Raw genomic sequence first — 14,531 nt, 5'->3', positions numbered from 1 at the left:
CTCGACGGGGGCAGACGCCCGCCGGCCGCGCGCGGCCGCCCCGGTCGCTCCGCGCATTTTAATCGGCTCCCCATCGACCCCAACGGTAATGACCGCGATCCGGGTGCTGAGCTACAACGTCCGCTACGCCAACCGCGGCGACCACCACGACGCCTGGCACGACCGCCGAGACGCCGTCGGGCGGCTCGTCCGCTTTCACCGGCCCGACGTCGCCGCGTTTCAGGAGCCGGTCCCCGAACAGCGCCGCGACCTCCGGGACCGGCTCCCGGCGTACGAGTTCGTCGGGCGGGGCCGCGAGGCGGACGGCGAGGGCGAGGGATGCCCGATCGGCGTCCGGAGCGACCGCTGGGAGATCGTCGACAGCGACACGTTCTGGCTCTCCGAGACCCCCGAGACCCCGTCGACCGGATGGGGGGCGACTCACCCGCGGATCGCGACGTGGGCGCGGGTACGCGCCCGCGACGGCGACGCCGCGCTCCGCGTCGTCAACACCCACTTCGACCACGTGAGCGCCCGCGCGCGGCGCGAGTCCGCCCGCCTGCTTCGCGAGCGGCTCCCGACGCTCGCGACGAGCGACGGAGCCGGAAGCGGGAACGGCGAGAGACTCCCGGTCGTCCTCGTCGGCGACCTCAACTGTACGCCCGGGTCGGAGCCGCACCGGATCCTCGTCGGGGACGACGGCGAAATCGGCGGGAACGACGGCGAAACCGGCGGGAATGACGCCGAAAACGGCGGAGTCGCCGGCGGCGGATCTCCCGGCGACGGCCCCGAGCTGCGCGACGCCGCGGCCGCCGCCGACCTCCGGCACGGGCCGGAGACGAGTCTCACCGACTTCGCTCGCCTCATCGACGGTCGGCGGATCGACCACGCGCTCGTCTCGCCGGGGGTGTCCGTCGAGGCGTTCGCGACGCTCGCGGACCGGGACGACCGCGGGCGGTACCCCTCCGACCACCTGCCGATCCTCGCGCGGCTGTCGGTGTAGGCGAGGCCGCTACTCCCCGGCGTCGTCGGCGGCGTTGCCCTCGGTTTCGTCCTCATCGCCCGTCGCCTCGTCGCCCGCTTCCTCGTCGTCTTCGTCCTCCTCCGCGTACTTCTCCAAGATGGTCTCGTAGCCGCGCTTGGCCGTCTCGTACGTCTCGCGGAGGTCGGCCACCGGCGTCTCGCTCGCGTCGACGCGGAGGTCGTTGTAGTACGGGTCGTCCGCCTCCTCCTCGGTGGTCCGGACGAGCAGCGCGGCGGACTGGACTTCGAGGTCCTCGCGCTTGTCGCCGCCCGCGGCGTGCCCCGCGGCGAGGGCGTCGATCAGCCGCTCGGCGAGGGGCGCGTCGCCGTGGGCGTCGGACTCGTAGGCGGCCGCGGTGTCCTCGACCACGTCCTCGCCCGTCAGGAGGTTGCCGGCGACCGTGTAGTTCTGCCCCTCGCGGTGGCCGTACCAGCCGTTACACTCGTCGCCGGAGAACGCGAACGTCCCGTCGGCGTCGACGCCGTGGAGCTGGCGCTGGGCGCTACCCTCGTCGGCGTTGAGCAGGGCCTCCAGGGCGTCGTCGACCGCCAGGCCGTCGCCGAGGTACTCGATCCCCTTCCGCCCCAACTCGACGTTGACGAGCGACTGGGTCGCCACCGCCCCGTCCGACGAGGCGAACGGACACAGCGTGCCGACGCCCGGCAGCCGGGTCGTCACCGCCACGCCGAACCGGATCTGGTCGTCGCCGTCATCGTCGGTGTACCGCTCGCGGACGCAGATGCTGAACGTCACACCGGTGGTGCGGGGGCGTCCCGCAAAAGGCTGCGTGCCGGGGCCGATGGTTCCGGTTCCAAAACGGGTCGCGGCGTCCGCGCGCGAGCGTTCGCCCGGAGGACGCGCCGACCCCCGCCGTCGATCTCACGAAGCGTTGATAAGACCGACCGAAGGACCGTCGGCGAACCGGGGGGACTCGGTGAGGGCGACGGGGCCGGACGGAGCGTGACGAGTGTCAACGGGCGACATACTTATCCGTGAGAATCTCTCCCACATATATAGCCTCGGATACGGGCGAGGCGACGACCGGCACCGACACGGAGGACGACGACGCGCCGCTCGCGGTCAGACGAGTTGTCGACACGCGCACGGTGAGCGACGGCTCCGGCCGTCGCGTCGGGGCCGAACGACGCCGCCCGCGATCCGAGCGAACGTGATACGATGGCAGAACGACACACGCTCGAACGGCTCAGCGAGGAGTACCGGACGGAGGTTCCGGACGATCTCAGAGCGGCGCGATCGTTCGACTGGTACCTCGACGCGCTGTACGACGACCCGCGGATCGCGCGGAACGCCCACCAGCGCGTCGCGGACATGTTCGACTACTACGGGACCCACTACGACGAGGAACGCGGCGTCGTCGAGTACGCGCTCGCCGCGGAGGACCCGCACCACGACGGCGAGAACGTGTTCTACGGCCGCGAGGTCCACGAGGCGATCCACGAGTTCGTCAACAAGGTGAAGTCCGGCGCCCGCGGGCTCGGCCCCGAGAAGCGGATCAAGCTCCTGCTGGGGCCGGTCGGCTCCGGGAAGTCGCACTTCGACTGGCTCGTGCGCCGCTACTTCGAGGCGTACACCCGCGAGGACGCCGGCCGGATGTACACCTTCCGGTGGGTCGACCTCTGTTCGGTGATCGACGACCAGGACCCGGACGACGACACGGTCCGCTCGCCGATGAGCCAGGACCCGCTCGTCCTCCTCCCGAAGCCGCAGCGGCAGGCCGTGATCGACGACCTCAACGAGCTGCTCGACGCCCCCTACACGCTTCGGAACGACCAGCACCCGGACCCGGCCTCGGAGTTCTACCTGAACGAGCTGCTCGCGCACTACGACGACGACTTGGAGCGCGTCCTCGACGAGCACGTCGAGGTCGTCCGGCTCGTCGCCGACGAGAACCGCCGGGAGTGCATCGAGACGTTCGAGCCGAAGGACAAGAAGAACCAGGACGAGACCGAGCTCACCGGCGACGTCAACTACGCGAAGCTCGCCGTCTACGGCGAGTCCGACCCGCGGGCGTTCGACTACGCCGGCGCGTTCTGTAACGCGAACCGCGGCCTCTTCTCCGGCGAGGAGCTTCTCAAGCTCCAGCGGGAGTTCCTCTACGACTTCCTCCACGCCTCCCAGGAGTCGACGATCAAGCCGAAGAACAACCCGCGGATCGACATCGACCAGGTGATCGTCGGCCGGACGAACATGCCGGAGTACCGCGAGAAGACCGGCGACGAGAAGATGGAGGCGTTCAACGACCGCACCAAGCGGATCGACTACCCGTACGTGTTGGAGTACGAGAGCGAGGCGAACATCTACGAGAAGATGCTCGCCAACGCCGACGTGCCCAACGTCCACGTCGAGCCCCACGCGCTGGAGATGGCCGCGCTCTTCGGGGTTCTCACCAGATTGGAGGAGCCGACCGACGAGACGGTGAGCCTGTTGGAGAAGGCGAAGGCGTACAACGGCGAGCTCGAAGACGAGGAGATCGACCGGCGGAAGCTCCGGGAGGACGCCGCCGAGTCCGCCGACGTCGGCGAGGGGATGGACGGGATCTCCGCGCGGTTCGTCGGCGACGAGATCGCCGAGGCGATCATGGACGCGACGCACCGCGACCGCAGCCACCTCTCGCCGCTGTCCGTCTTCGACCACTTCGAGGCGAACCTCGGCGGCCACGGCTCGATCGCGGCCGAGGACCTCGGCCGCTACGAGCGGCTCTTAGAGACCGTCCGCGAGGAGTACCGCGAACGGGCGATCGAGGACGTGCGCCACGCGCTGGCGTACGACGTCGACGAGCTCCGGCGGCAGGGCGAGAAGTACATGGACCACGTGATGGCGTACATCGACGACGACACCGTCGACGACGAGCTCACCGGCCGGGAGACCGAGCCGGACGAGACGTTCCTGCGCGCGGTCGAAGAGCAGCTCGACGTCCCCTCCGACCGGAAGGACGACTTCCGCCAGGAGGTATCGAACTGGGTCTCCCGGCGCGCCCGCGAGGGGCGCGGGTTCGACCCGCAGGAGAACGACCGTCTCCGCCGCGCCCTAGAGCGCAAGCTGTGGGAAGACAAGAAGCACAACATCAACTTCTCGGCGCTGGTGTCCGCGACCGACCTCGACGACGAAGACCGGAGCGCCTGGGTCGACGCCTTAGTCGACCGCGGCTACTCCGAGGACGGGGCCGCCGAGGTGTTGGAGTACGCGGGCGCGGCGGTCGCGCGCTCGGAGATCGAGGACGGCGGGGACTGAGATGAGCGAGCGCACCCGACCCGACGGCGAGGGGTTCGTCGACGCGGCCGACGAGGCGCTCCGGGGGGCGTACGACCCGCCGATGAGCATCGAGTCCTACGTCGACCGCGTGCTGGAGCGGCCGACCGCGGCCGCCTCCGGCGCGGGGTACGTCCTCGCGGCGATCGAGTCGCAGGGGACGCGGGAGGTCCGCGAGCGCGGCGAGACGCTCGACCGGTACCGCTTCTTCGACGACCCGGCGAACGACGGGGAACACGCCGTGTTGGGCAACACCCGCGCGCTCAACGCGTTCGTCGACGACCTGCGCGCGGCCGCGACCGGGCGCGGCAACGACGAGACGATAGTCTGGATCGACGGCCCGACCGCGACCGGGAAGTCGGAGTTCAAGCGGTGCCTGATTAACGGCCTCCGCGCGTTCTCGAAGACGGACGCCGGCCGCCGGTACACCGTCGAGTGGAACGTCACCGGCGCCGGCGCGGGCGGCGGAGGCGGGGCGGGAGCCGCGTCGCTCTCGTACGGCGACGGCGGCGACACCGGCGCGTGGTACCGCAGTCCGGTCCAGACGCACCCGCTGTCCGTCTTCCCGGAGCCGGTCCGAGAGTCGGTCGCCGACGCGGTCGACGGCGACGCCTACCCGATCGCGGCCGACGTGGAGCTCGACCCGTTCAGCCGCGAGGCGTACGACCACCTGGAGTCGACCTACCGCGAGCAGGGGCGACGGGACCTCTTCTCGGCGATCACCGACCGCGACCACCTCCGCGTGACCAGCTACGTGGTCGACGTCGGTCGGGGGATCGGCGTCCTCCACGCCGAGGACGACGGGACGCCGAAAGAGCGGCTCGTCGGCTCGTGGATGGGCGGCATGCTGCGCGAGCTCGACTCGCGCGGCCGGAAGAACCCGCAGGCGTTCAGCTACGACGGCGTGCTCTCGCAGGGGAACGGCGTCGCGACCGTCGTCGAGGACGCGAGCCAGCACGCCGACCTCCTCCGTCGGCTGCTCAACGTGCCCGACGAGCGGCGCGTGAAGCTCGACAAGGGGATCGGGATGGACCTCGACACCCAGCTGATCGTCATCTCGAACCCCGACCTCGACGCGGAGCTGGACCGGCACGCCGAGCGCGGCGACGCCGACCCGCTGAAGGCGCTGAAGCGCCGGCTCTCGAAACACGAGTTCCGCTACCTCACGAACCGCCGCCTGGAGGCCCGGCTGCTCCGTCGGGAGATCGCCGGGGCGACCGCGGCCGGGGGAGCGACGGTCGAGGGCGACGCCGGTCCGAACGGCGCGGCGTCCGGCGGGCCGGGCGTCGGCGCGGCGGCCGGCGGCGGCGACGCGGACGACGCCGGGAGCGACCCGGGCGTCGCGCCGCTGTCGGTGGACGTCCGGGAGTCCGACGGGAGCGTGGCCGAGCGCGAGATCGCGCCGCACGCGATCGGCGCCGCGGCGCTGTACGCGGTGGTCACGCGGCTCGACGCCGACGACCTGCCCGGCGACCTCGACCTGATCGAGACCGCCGAGCTGTACGAGACCGGGGAGGTCGGGCGCGGCGACGACGCGGTCACCGTCGCCGACGTCGACCTCGCCCCGGGCGACGGGCGCAACGGGATCCCGGTCACCTACGCCCGCGACGCGGTCGCCGACCTGCTCGCGACGACGGCCGACCGCCACCACCCGGAGCTCCCGGTCGAGCGCGTCGTCACCCCGACGGACGTACTCGACGCGATGGCCGACGGGCTCGCCGACGCGCCGCTGTTCTCGCGGGCGGAGGTCGCGGAGTTCGAGGGGCGGCGCGGGGCGGTCGCGACCCGGGTCCGCGAGCGACAGCGCGAGGACGTGATCGACGCGATGCTCGCGGAGGAGACCGTCTCGACGGAGACGGTCGCCGAGTACGTCGAACACGTGTACGCGTGGGACGACGAGGACCCGACGACGCGGGGCCGCGAGGACGAGGCCCCGGACCCGCTCGTCATGAAGGTGTTCGAGACGGAGACGCTCGGGCGGTTCGACGAGGGCGACTACCGCGGGACCGAGCCCGGGCGCGACGTCGAGCAGTTCCGGCGCAAGCGCGTGATCCGGGGACTCACCCAGTACGCGTGGCGCAACCGCGACGACGCGTTCAGCGTCGACGACGTCGACCTCGCGGAGGTGCCGGAGCTGAAGGCGGTGATCGACGCGAACGAACTGGCCGACGTGAAGCGCCGGTTCCCGGACCTCGACCCCGCGGCGTGGCCCGACCCGCCCGCGGACACCGAGACGGAGCGGGTGAAGTCGGAGACGATCGACCGGCTCTGCGAGCGCGGGTACAGCCCCGCGTCCGCGGAGCTGACAAGCCGGGCCGTGATGGAGCAGGTCCGCGACGAGTGGCCCGAGGTCGACGGCGGGCGCGTCGGCGACGACCCGGACGACGGCGTCGGCCAGAACGGGGGTGAGAGCCCGTGGGACTGACCGAGGACCGCGAGCGCTTCCGCGAGGTGGGCGAGACCCGCCGCGCGGACCTCTCCGAGTTCATCAGCCACGGCGACCTCGGCGGCTCCGGCGCGGACCGGATCCGGATCCCGATCAAGGTCGTCGACCTCCCGGCGTTCGAGTACGACCAGCGCTCCGCCGGCGGGGTGGGGCAGGGCGGCGACGGGCAGCCGCAGCCCGGCCAGCCGGTCGATCCCGAGCCCGGCGACGGCGACGAGGAGGGCGACCCCGGCGAGGAGGGCGGCGACCACGAGTACTACGAGATGGACCCGGAGGAGTTCGCGCGCGAGCTCGACGAGGCGCTCGGGCTCGACCTCGAACCGAAGGGGAAGCAGGTGATAGAGGAGGTGGAGGGCGACTTCACCGACACCGCCCGCTCCGGACCGCGGGGCACCCTCGACGTGGACGAGTTCTTCAAGCGGGGGTTGAAGCGCCACCTCGCCACCGACTTCGACGAGGCGTACGTCCGGGAGGGCCTGTTCGTCGACGGGGCCGACGTGGACGACGTCTTCGCGTGGGCGCGCGACCAGGGGACGCCCGTCTCCCGGGCGTGGATCGCCGACGCCGCCGCGACCGTCGCGGACGAGGCGGGCGAGCCGGTCGCCGCGCTCGACCGGTGGGAGAGCTTCGAGGCGCTCGACGACGGGGTCGACCGCGAGCCCGTCACGCACCGGATCCGGCGCGAGGGGCTCGACAGCGTCCCGTTCCGCAGCGAGGACGAGCGGTTCCGCCACCCGGAGGTGATCGAGAAGCGCGAGCGCAACGTCGTGGTGATCAACGTCCGCGACGCCTCCGGCTCGATGCGCGAGACGAAGCGGGAACTCGTCGAGCGGGTGTTCACGCCGATGGACTGGTACCTGACCGGGAAGTACGACGCCGCCGAGTTCCGGTACGTCGTCCACGACGCGGAGGCCTGGGAGGTCGACCGCGAGGAGTTCTTCGGGATCCAGTCCGGCGGCGGCACCCGGATCTCCAGCGCGTACGACCTCGTCGAGGAGCTGTTGACGGAGTACCCGTACAGCGAGTGGAACCGGTACGTGTTCGCCGCGGGCGACTCGGAGAACGCCGGCAGCGACACCAGAGACAACGTGATCCCGGCGATGGAGTCGATCGACGCCAATCTCCAGGCGTACGTCGAGACCCAGCCCGGCGACGGCGCGGCGAACGCCCGCCACGCCGACGAGGTCGAGTCCGCGTTCGGCGACGCCGACGACGTGGCCGTCGCGCGCGTCTCCGAGCCCGACGACGTCACCGACGCCATCTACGAGATCCTCAGCACGGAGTCTGGCGGCGGGGGAGGCGCCCCCGACGGGGCGACCGTCGCCCGCCGGACCGACGGAGGTGAACACAGATGAGAGACGACAGGATCGAGGCGAAACGCGAGGCCGACGCCCTCGACGAGCCGGCGCGCGAAGCGCGCGAACTCGCCGAGCGGCTCGGCTTGGAGCCGTACCCGGTGCGGTACTGGGTTGTCGACCACGACCAGATGAACGAGCTGATCGCCTACGGCGGCTTCCAGCGCCGGTACCCGCACTGGCGGTGGGGCATGAACTACGAGCGGCAGCGCAAGAAGGACCGCCACGGGCTCGGGAAGGCGTTCGAGATCGTCAACAACGACGACCCGTCACACGCGTTCCTCCAAGAGTCGAACGCGCCGGCCGACCAGAAGGCCGTCATCACGCACGTCGAGGCGCACGCGGACTTCTTCGCGAACAACGAGTGGTTCGGGCTGTACGCCGACCGCGGCGAGGGCGGCCCGAACGCCGCCGCGAGGCTGGAGCGCAACGCCGACCGGATCGCGTCGATCGCGAAGCGGGGCGACGTCGACCGCGACGAGGTCGAGCGGCTCGTCGACGCCGTGAGCGCGTTGGAGGACACGATCGACCAGCACAGCCCGGTCGACGCCGCCCGGTCCGTCGAGGAGCCGGGGATCGCGGCCGACGTCAGCGACGGCGACGAGGACCCGGTCGCGGCGATCGAAGCCCGGATCGACGACCTCGACCTCTCCGAGGAGGTGCGCCGCGACGTGTTCGACGACGAGTGGCTCGAGGCGCGCGGCGAGGGCGTCGAGCCGGAGACGCCGCGCCCGGACGTGCTCGCCTTCCTGCGCGACCACGGGAAGCGGTACGACCCGGAGAGCGGGAAGGCGATCGACCGCGAGCCGTGGGAGACGACCGTCATCGACGCGATCCGCGAGGAGGCGTACTACTTCGCCGGCCAGAAGCAGACGAAGGTGATGAACGAGGGGTGGGCGACGTACTGGGAGGCGACGATGATGGGCGGCGAGGGGTTCGCCGGCCCCGACGAGTTCCTCACGTACGCGGACCACATGGCCCGGGTGCTCGGCTCGCCCGGACTCAACCCCTACAAGCTCGGGTTCGAGCTGTGGACGCACGTGGAGCTCCGCGCCGCGCGCCGGGAGGTGATCGACAAGCTGCTCCGCGTCGAGGGAGTGACGCCGGAGAACTTCCACTCGCGGATCGACTTGGACGAGGTCGCGGACCTGCTCGAACCGCACCCGGCGATCGCGGCCGCGGGACCGGCGACGCTCGACGAACTCGCCGACCTCGCGGCCGCGGGCGACTCGCGGGTCGACGCCGAGGCGGTCGACCGGGCGCTGTCCGCCCGGGACGGCGACGACGAGGCGAGCGACGACATCGACGTCGAGCGCTACCCGTGGAAGCTCCTCACGCGCGAGGGGCTCGCGGAGCGACACTACGTCCTCTCGCGGCCGGAACACCGCGGCGCGCTCCGCAACGTCTCGCGGGAGGCGCTCGAGGAGCAGGCGCGGTACCTCTTCGACGTCGACCGGTACGAGACCGTCGAGGAGGCGATCGCCGACGTCGACCGCGCGGCCGGCTGGGAGCGCATGTTCTCGGTCCGCGAGAGCCACAACGACGTGACGTTCGTCGACGCGTTCCTCACGGACGAGTTCGTGCGGGAGGGGAACTACTTCACCTACGAGTACAGTCAGGCCGCCGAGGAGCACCGCGTCGCCAGCGTCGACGCCGAGGACGTGCGGAAGAAGCTGCTCCTCCGGTTCACGAACTTCGGGAAGCCGACGATCGTCGTGCTGGACGGGAACTTCCGGAACCGGGGCGAGCTCCTCTTAGGCCACCGGTACAACGGGGTCGCGCTCGACGAGGAGCGCGCGAAGGCGACGCTGAAGCGCGCCTTCGAGCTGTGGGGCCGCCCGGTGAACCTGGCGACGATCCGCGTCGAGTACGACGACGGGGCCGTCCGGCGCGCAAAGCGCCGGGGCGAGGAGCCGGACGGCACCGAGGTCGGCGTGCGCCTCCAGTACGACGGGGGCGAGGTGACGGAGCACGACCTCGACGAGTCTGTCCGAGAGCGGATCACCGCCGACGAGGTCGACTACGACACGAAGCCCGACGACTGGCTGGCGTGAGCCGAGCCGCCGGTCCGGCCGTCCGACGACCCGGACCGTTCGGACCGACACTTATGACCGTCGAATGACAACGACACGCATGGACGCTCCGGAGACGGAGGACGGCGAGTACGCGGCCGAGCGGGCGGAATCACCACCAGAGGAGACGCCGCTCTCCTTCGCGGAGCGCGACCCCGCGGCACTCGACGACGCGACAGAGCTGTACCTGCTGGATCGACACGCCACCGGCGACGGCACGGTTCGGGTCCAGCTGCTCGGGTGGGACCGCGACGGCGACACGGTCCGGGTCGCGTACGCGCTCCCGACGGGCGAGCGGCTCCGCGACCGGTATCGGTGGCCGACCGCGGGGCGGTACGACGAGAGCGACTTCCTCGACCTCGTCCGCGGGCTCGGCTATCCGCCCGGGGCCGCCGACCTCGTCGCCGGCGAGTTCGCTCGCGCTCGCAACGAGTACGGCCGCTGGCGGATCGTGACGGGACGGCGGTCGGAGGGCGACCGCGGTGCGAGCGGGAAGGCCGACGGAGCGGGTCGCGACCGAACGGGCGACGACCGAACGAGGGCGTTCCCGGACCTCCGGCGCGGCGTCGGGGACGCCGACCCGATGGCCTTGGGGCTCGTCTCGGTGGCGCTCATCGGCGCGGCGGTCGGCGTGCCGGCCTCGGTGGCGACGGTGACGGGCGGGCTCTCGGCGTCGCTGACGGCGGTGGGCGGGGTCCTGTTCCTCACGGCGCTGGCGACGCTGGGGCTCTCGATCGCGGCGGTGTCGTGACGAAGCACGCCGGCGAGGGGACCTACGAAAGCGACGCGACCAGTTCCGCCACCGCCGCGACCTCTTCCTCGTTGATCCCGTGTCCCATCCCCTCGTAGATCCGCTCGTCCGCGTCGGCCCCGAGCGCCTCCAGCACCGCGGTCGTCTCGTGGACGCGCTCCTCGGGAATGTGCGGGTCGACGTCGCTACACCCGAGGAACGCGGGCGTGCCCGCGAGGGGACCCTCGGAGCCGTCGCTCGGTTCCGACTCGTCGCCTCCGGTCGCGCCCTCGACGTACTCGTCGACGCCGACCGCCTCGCCGATCAGTCCGCCGCTGAACACCGCGAGCCCGCCGTACCGGGTCGGGTTGCGGGCGACGAACTCGCTCGCGAGGCACGCGCCCTGCGAGAACCCCCCGACGACGACGCGTTCGCGAGGGATCCCCGCCTCGACCGCCTGCTCGACCGCCGCGCCGACGGCGCGGAGGCCCGAGCTCCGTCCCGGCTCGTTGTCGGCGACCGGCGCGAGGAACGGGTTCGGATACCAAGTGTTGCCGGCGGCCGCCGGCGCGAGGATCGCGACGTCGCGGTCCCCCGCGAGCCGTTCGCCGAGGTCGACGACGCTGCGTGCGGTCGCGCCCCGACCGTGGACGAGCACGAGCGCCGCGTCCGCGTCGACGAGCGGCGTCCCGGCCGTGACTAACGGTTCGTCGCCGTGCGGGTCGTCCCCGCCGTGCGGCCCCGGCGACCGGGCGGGCATCTCACATCCCGACGCCGGCGTCGGCGTCGGGCAGGTCGTGTTTGTTCACCGGCAGGCCGAGCTCCTCGAGCGCGCCCTCCATGTGTCGGTCCTGGGCGAAGTCCGCGCCGTCCTCCTCCCGGAGCCGCTGCGCGGTCGCGAGCACCTCGCCCTTCCGGTCGCTGGGCATCTCGTACTTGTCGGCGGAGAGCTCGATCACGAGCCCGTTGTTGTCCTGCGTGTAGATCGAGTGGAAGACGCCGCGGTCGAACACGTTGTACCCCTTCCCCGCGTCTTCGAGCGCGGCCATGATATCCTCGTAGTCGTCGGGGTCGACGCTGAAACACAGGTGGTGAACGGCTCCCGTGTTGACGCGCTGCCCGCGCGCGGACGCCCGCTCGTCGCTCACGAACACCGTGAGGATCCGCCCGTCGCCGGTGTCGAAGAACAGGTGCGTCTGCGAGGGGTCGTCGAGGTTGGGCTGCCGCAAGACGAGCGGCATCCCGAGCAGGTCGCGGTAGAACGCGAGCGTGTCCTCCTCGTTGCTGCCCCAGACCGTGACGTGGTCGGTGCCGCTGGTGTGAAACGGTGCGTCCGGGCGCTCCGACGTGACCGGAGCCGGCTTCTCGTCGCTCATACCGATCCGACGCGACCGAGGCGTATAAAATCGAGAGGGACGGGACCGTGACCGGCTGACACCGGTGTTATCGGTCGGTGAATCGCACGCCGAAACGTTCCGTCCCGCTCCACGCTGGGCAGGAATCCGGCGCGGCCGGCGGTCGGGCCCGACTCCCAGTGGTCGGACGGACGGTGGCGGGCCGTCGAGCGCTCACCGTCCGAGCCCCTCCGGATCGCCCACACGACGGGGACGCGCCCGCACGGACCGAGCCGCCGTCCCGGCCGGCACCCTCACCGTTGCCAGACGGGCGGGGCGACGCCGAGCGCGCGGACGGCGAGGGGGTAAGCGAAGGCGATGACCAACACGATCACCAGCGACAGAGCGAGCCCGAGTTCGCCGGCGGCGCGCTCGACGAGCGCCAGCGCGGCGAACATGACGACGAACATCACCGCCCAGTGCGGAGCGAGCTGTCGGACCTTCTCCGCTGTCGATGTCATGCTCGAGGTACACGTGCCGCGGGCTAGTGGCTGTCGGTGAAAGCGAGTGAGGTGAAACCGAATCCGGTCCGACCGCCGATCAGTATCGCGACGGGATGAACGCCATCCCGGTGAGCATGACCGACGACAGGACCGCGAGGATGAACACGCGCGAGAGCCCGCTGTTGTACTGCTTGTACTGGTCGATCTCGGAGACCTGCGCCTCGTACGCCTCGATGTCCGACGACATCTGAAGCGTCGACGTGTCCTCGAAGTGCGCGACGTAGTCCGTGCCGCCGAGCGTCACCACCGAGTGCTGCCCGACCTCGACGCTCTGCGTCTCGGTGGTCTCCCACACGAGGACCGCGCCGCCGGCGGTCACCCCGTCGACCGTCACCGTCTGTCCGTCGTACTCGAGGGTCTCTCCCGTCGCGTACGACCGCCGCTCGGGCGCGGGGAAGTACTCCTCGACGGGCACCAGGGTGCGCTCGCCGGAGTCGTCCGTCACGGCGACGTACTCGCCGTCGTCGAGCGTGACCGTCTCGTTTTCGGCCGCGTCGTCGGCCTCGAGGATCGCCTGCCGATCGAGCACCTCGACGAGCGTGAACTCGGTGGCGTTCTCGCCGGCAATCTCGACGCGCCACTCGCGGTCATCGACCGAGACGGTCGACCCGTTCGCCCACGTCTCGGAGGTCTCCGCGGTGAACTCGCGTTCGAGCGTCCCGGTGATAGTGGTCGTCGCCGACCCACCGTGACCGCCTCCACCCTCTTCCGTCTCGGAGATGTCGGCCACCACGTACGACTGGCCACCGGCGTCGATCGTGTCGCCTTGCGAGGCGTCGATCTCCGGATTCTCGAGCGCGATCTCCGGACTATCGGCCGTCGCGGTCAGCGCGCCCGCCACGCCCGCGACGGCGAGGAACAGCGCGACAAACACGGCCACAGCGCGTCGTTGCATAGTTGACGCATGGGTCACCCGGTGTTTAACGGTTACTAAGCGGGTCAGTTCAGGGGACCGGTCTCGCGGCGCGTCGCGACCGAAATAGAAAGCCAAGGGCCGGATTTGAACCGGCGTTGGGCGGCTCTGCAGGCCGCTGCGTCTGACCGAACTCTGCCACCTTGGCGCCGTCCGAACGTACCGCTGTGGAGCGTTTAAGCCTAGCGGTCGCGCGTGGGTGGCGCGGCCGCTCGCTATACATGAAAAAAGCCCACGGACGTAGTGTCCGTGGGCCGAGTGGGAGTATTCTCCCGAATGAATGGGCAGGCGGCGACCCGTGGTTCCCAGAGGATCGCTCACTCCAGTACTTCACGGTACGCTGGTGGGCTTAACTTCCGTGTTCGGAATGGGTACGGGTGTTTCCCCACCGCTCTGGCCGCCTTTACGCCGACTCTCGGAGTCGAACCGAGACTCTCTGCTGAGAGACTCCTGTGTCGGTCGTGGTTCGATACCAACCGCGTAATACGTGCGATCCAGTTACCGCCTGAACTCATGCGAGTCGTGGCGCGTCAGCGCCAATGAATGTGGCTCGGTCTGTTAGTGCTCGTGGGCTTAACACCTCGTTGCCTCGGTGCGTACACCCCGAGTCTATCGAACTCGTCTTCTACGAGTGACCTCTGTGGTACCTCTTTTCCATGTGGGTTTCGAGCTTAGATGCGTTCAGCTCTTACCCCGTGTCGCGTGGCTACTCGGCATCTGCCCTTCCGGACAACCGATACACCAGTGGCGACCAAACGTAGTTCCTCTCGTACTATACGTTCGTTCACGTCAGGTACCTCACACCCCCAATAGATAGCAGCCGACCTGTCTCACGACGGTCTAAA

The 14,531-nt window shown here is 70.6% G+C and carries 11 protein-coding genes, 1 tRNA gene and 2 rRNA genes; 6 read left to right on the top strand and 8 right to left on the bottom strand.

Annotation, left to right across the window (positions count from 1 at the left end; translation table 11 throughout):
- Positions 1-88 precede the first annotated feature (88 nt).
- Positions 89-982 carry an endonuclease/exonuclease/phosphatase family protein gene (locus Q0116_RS06580; protein ID WP_297886539.1) on the top strand — a complete coding sequence of 298 codons (894 nt, stop codon included), beginning with the start codon at positions 89-91 and terminating at the stop codon, positions 980-982.
- Positions 983-991: 9 nt separating this feature from the next.
- On the opposite strand, the gene Q0116_RS06575 is transcribed toward Q0116_RS06580, so the two are convergent.
- A complete protein-coding gene (locus tag Q0116_RS06575) occupies positions 992-1,756 on the bottom strand; it encodes a DUF1028 domain-containing protein (RefSeq protein WP_297886538.1) in 765 nt (254 codons plus the stop codon).
- A gap of 423 nt (positions 1,757-2,179) precedes the next feature.
- On the opposite strand from Q0116_RS06575, the gene Q0116_RS06570 reads away from it, so the two are divergent.
- The 5 genes from Q0116_RS06570 to Q0116_RS06550 all read left to right on the top strand — a co-directional run bounded on the left by Q0116_RS06570 (position 2,180) and on the right by Q0116_RS06550 (position 10,897).
- Positions 2,180-4,255: a PrkA family serine protein kinase gene (locus Q0116_RS06570; RefSeq protein WP_297886537.1), complete on the top strand. Its 2,076-nt coding sequence runs from the start codon at positions 2,180-2,182 to the stop codon at positions 4,253-4,255.
- A gap of 1 nt (position 4,256) precedes the next feature.
- Entirely contained in the window at positions 4,257-6,698 is a 2,442-nt protein-coding gene (locus Q0116_RS06565) for a kinase anchor protein (protein ID WP_297886536.1), read from the top strand.
- Positions 6,689-8,074, top strand: coding sequence for a DUF444 family protein (locus tag Q0116_RS06560; RefSeq protein WP_297886535.1), 1,386 nt, complete (start codon positions 6,689-6,691; stop codon positions 8,072-8,074). Before Q0116_RS06565 ends, Q0116_RS06560 begins: the two co-directional genes overlap by 10 nt.
- A complete protein-coding gene (locus tag Q0116_RS06555; protein WP_297886534.1) occupies positions 8,071-10,128 on the top strand; it encodes a SpoVR family protein in 2,058 nt (685 codons plus the stop codon). The genes Q0116_RS06560 and Q0116_RS06555 overlap by 4 nt, the downstream gene beginning before the upstream one ends.
- A gap of 79 nt (positions 10,129-10,207) precedes the next feature.
- On the top strand, positions 10,208-10,897 hold the full coding sequence (locus Q0116_RS06550; RefSeq protein ID WP_297886533.1) for a hypothetical protein: 690 nt from the start codon (positions 10,208-10,210) through the stop codon (positions 10,895-10,897).
- A 22-nt stretch (positions 10,898-10,919) separates the two neighbouring features.
- On the opposite strand, the gene Q0116_RS06545 is transcribed toward Q0116_RS06550, so the two are convergent.
- The 7 genes from Q0116_RS06545 to Q0116_RS06515 form a co-directional block, all read right to left on the bottom strand.
- Positions 10,920-11,636 (bottom strand): alpha/beta hydrolase, encoded by a 717-nt coding sequence (locus Q0116_RS06545; protein ID WP_297886532.1) that lies wholly within the window; start codon positions 11,634-11,636, stop codon positions 10,920-10,922.
- 1 nt (position 11,637) lies between these two features.
- The gene (locus Q0116_RS06540) at positions 11,638-12,252 is read right to left on the bottom strand and encodes a VOC family protein (RefSeq protein ID WP_297886531.1); all 615 of its coding nucleotides are present in this window, start codon (positions 12,250-12,252) and stop codon (positions 11,638-11,640) included.
- 272 nt (positions 12,253-12,524) lie between these two features.
- Entirely contained in the window at positions 12,525-12,731 is a 207-nt protein-coding gene (locus tag Q0116_RS06535) for a hypothetical protein (protein ID WP_297886530.1), read from the bottom strand.
- A gap of 79 nt (positions 12,732-12,810) precedes the next feature.
- Positions 12,811-13,653, bottom strand: a complete 843-nt coding sequence (locus Q0116_RS06530) for a hypothetical protein (protein ID WP_297886554.1) — start codon at positions 13,651-13,653, stop codon at positions 12,811-12,813.
- Positions 13,654-13,758: 105 nt separating this feature from the next.
- Positions 13,759-13,834 (bottom strand) — tRNA-Cys (locus Q0116_RS06525).
- Positions 13,835-13,969: 135 nt separating this feature from the next.
- A 5S ribosomal RNA gene (gene rrf / locus Q0116_RS06520) occupies positions 13,970-14,091 on the bottom strand.
- A 133-nt stretch (positions 14,092-14,224) separates the two neighbouring features.
- A 23S ribosomal RNA gene (locus Q0116_RS06515) occupies positions 14,225-14,531 on the bottom strand; the annotation flags it as partial.

It is taken from the genome of uncultured Halorubrum sp. (genome assembly GCF_937146585.1).
GTDB classification, from domain to species: Archaea; Halobacteriota; Halobacteria; order Halobacteriales; family Haloferacaceae; genus Halorubrum; species Halorubrum miltondacostae.
This window is presented reverse-complemented; position numbering and strand designations above follow the sequence as displayed.

Bases quoted from the DNA above. Each gene is read 5' to 3' on its own strand.
- Q0116_RS06580 (WP_297886539.1), top strand. From the start codon at position 89: ATGACCGCGATCCGGGTGCTGAGCTACAACGTCCGCTACGCCAACCGC.
- Q0116_RS06570 (WP_297886537.1), top strand. From the start codon at position 2,180: ATGGCAGAACGACACACGCTCGAACGGCTCAGCGAGGAGTACCGGACG.
- Q0116_RS06565 (WP_297886536.1), top strand. From the start codon at position 4,257: ATGAGCGAGCGCACCCGACCCGACGGCGAGGGGTTCGTCGACGCGGCC.
- Q0116_RS06555 (WP_297886534.1), top strand. From the start codon at position 8,071: ATGAGAGACGACAGGATCGAGGCGAAACGCGAGGCCGACGCCCTCGAC.
- Q0116_RS06550 (WP_297886533.1), top strand. From the start codon at position 10,208: ATGGACGCTCCGGAGACGGAGGACGGCGAGTACGCGGCCGAGCGGGCG.
- Q0116_RS06545 (WP_297886532.1), bottom strand. From the start codon at position 11,636: ATGCCCGCCCGGTCGCCGGGGCCGCACGGCGGGGACGACCCGCACGGC.
- Q0116_RS06540 (WP_297886531.1), bottom strand. From the start codon at position 12,252: ATGAGCGACGAGAAGCCGGCTCCGGTCACGTCGGAGCGCCCGGACGCA.
- Q0116_RS06535 (WP_297886530.1), bottom strand. From the start codon at position 12,731: ATGACATCGACAGCGGAGAAGGTCCGACAGCTCGCTCCGCACTGGGCG.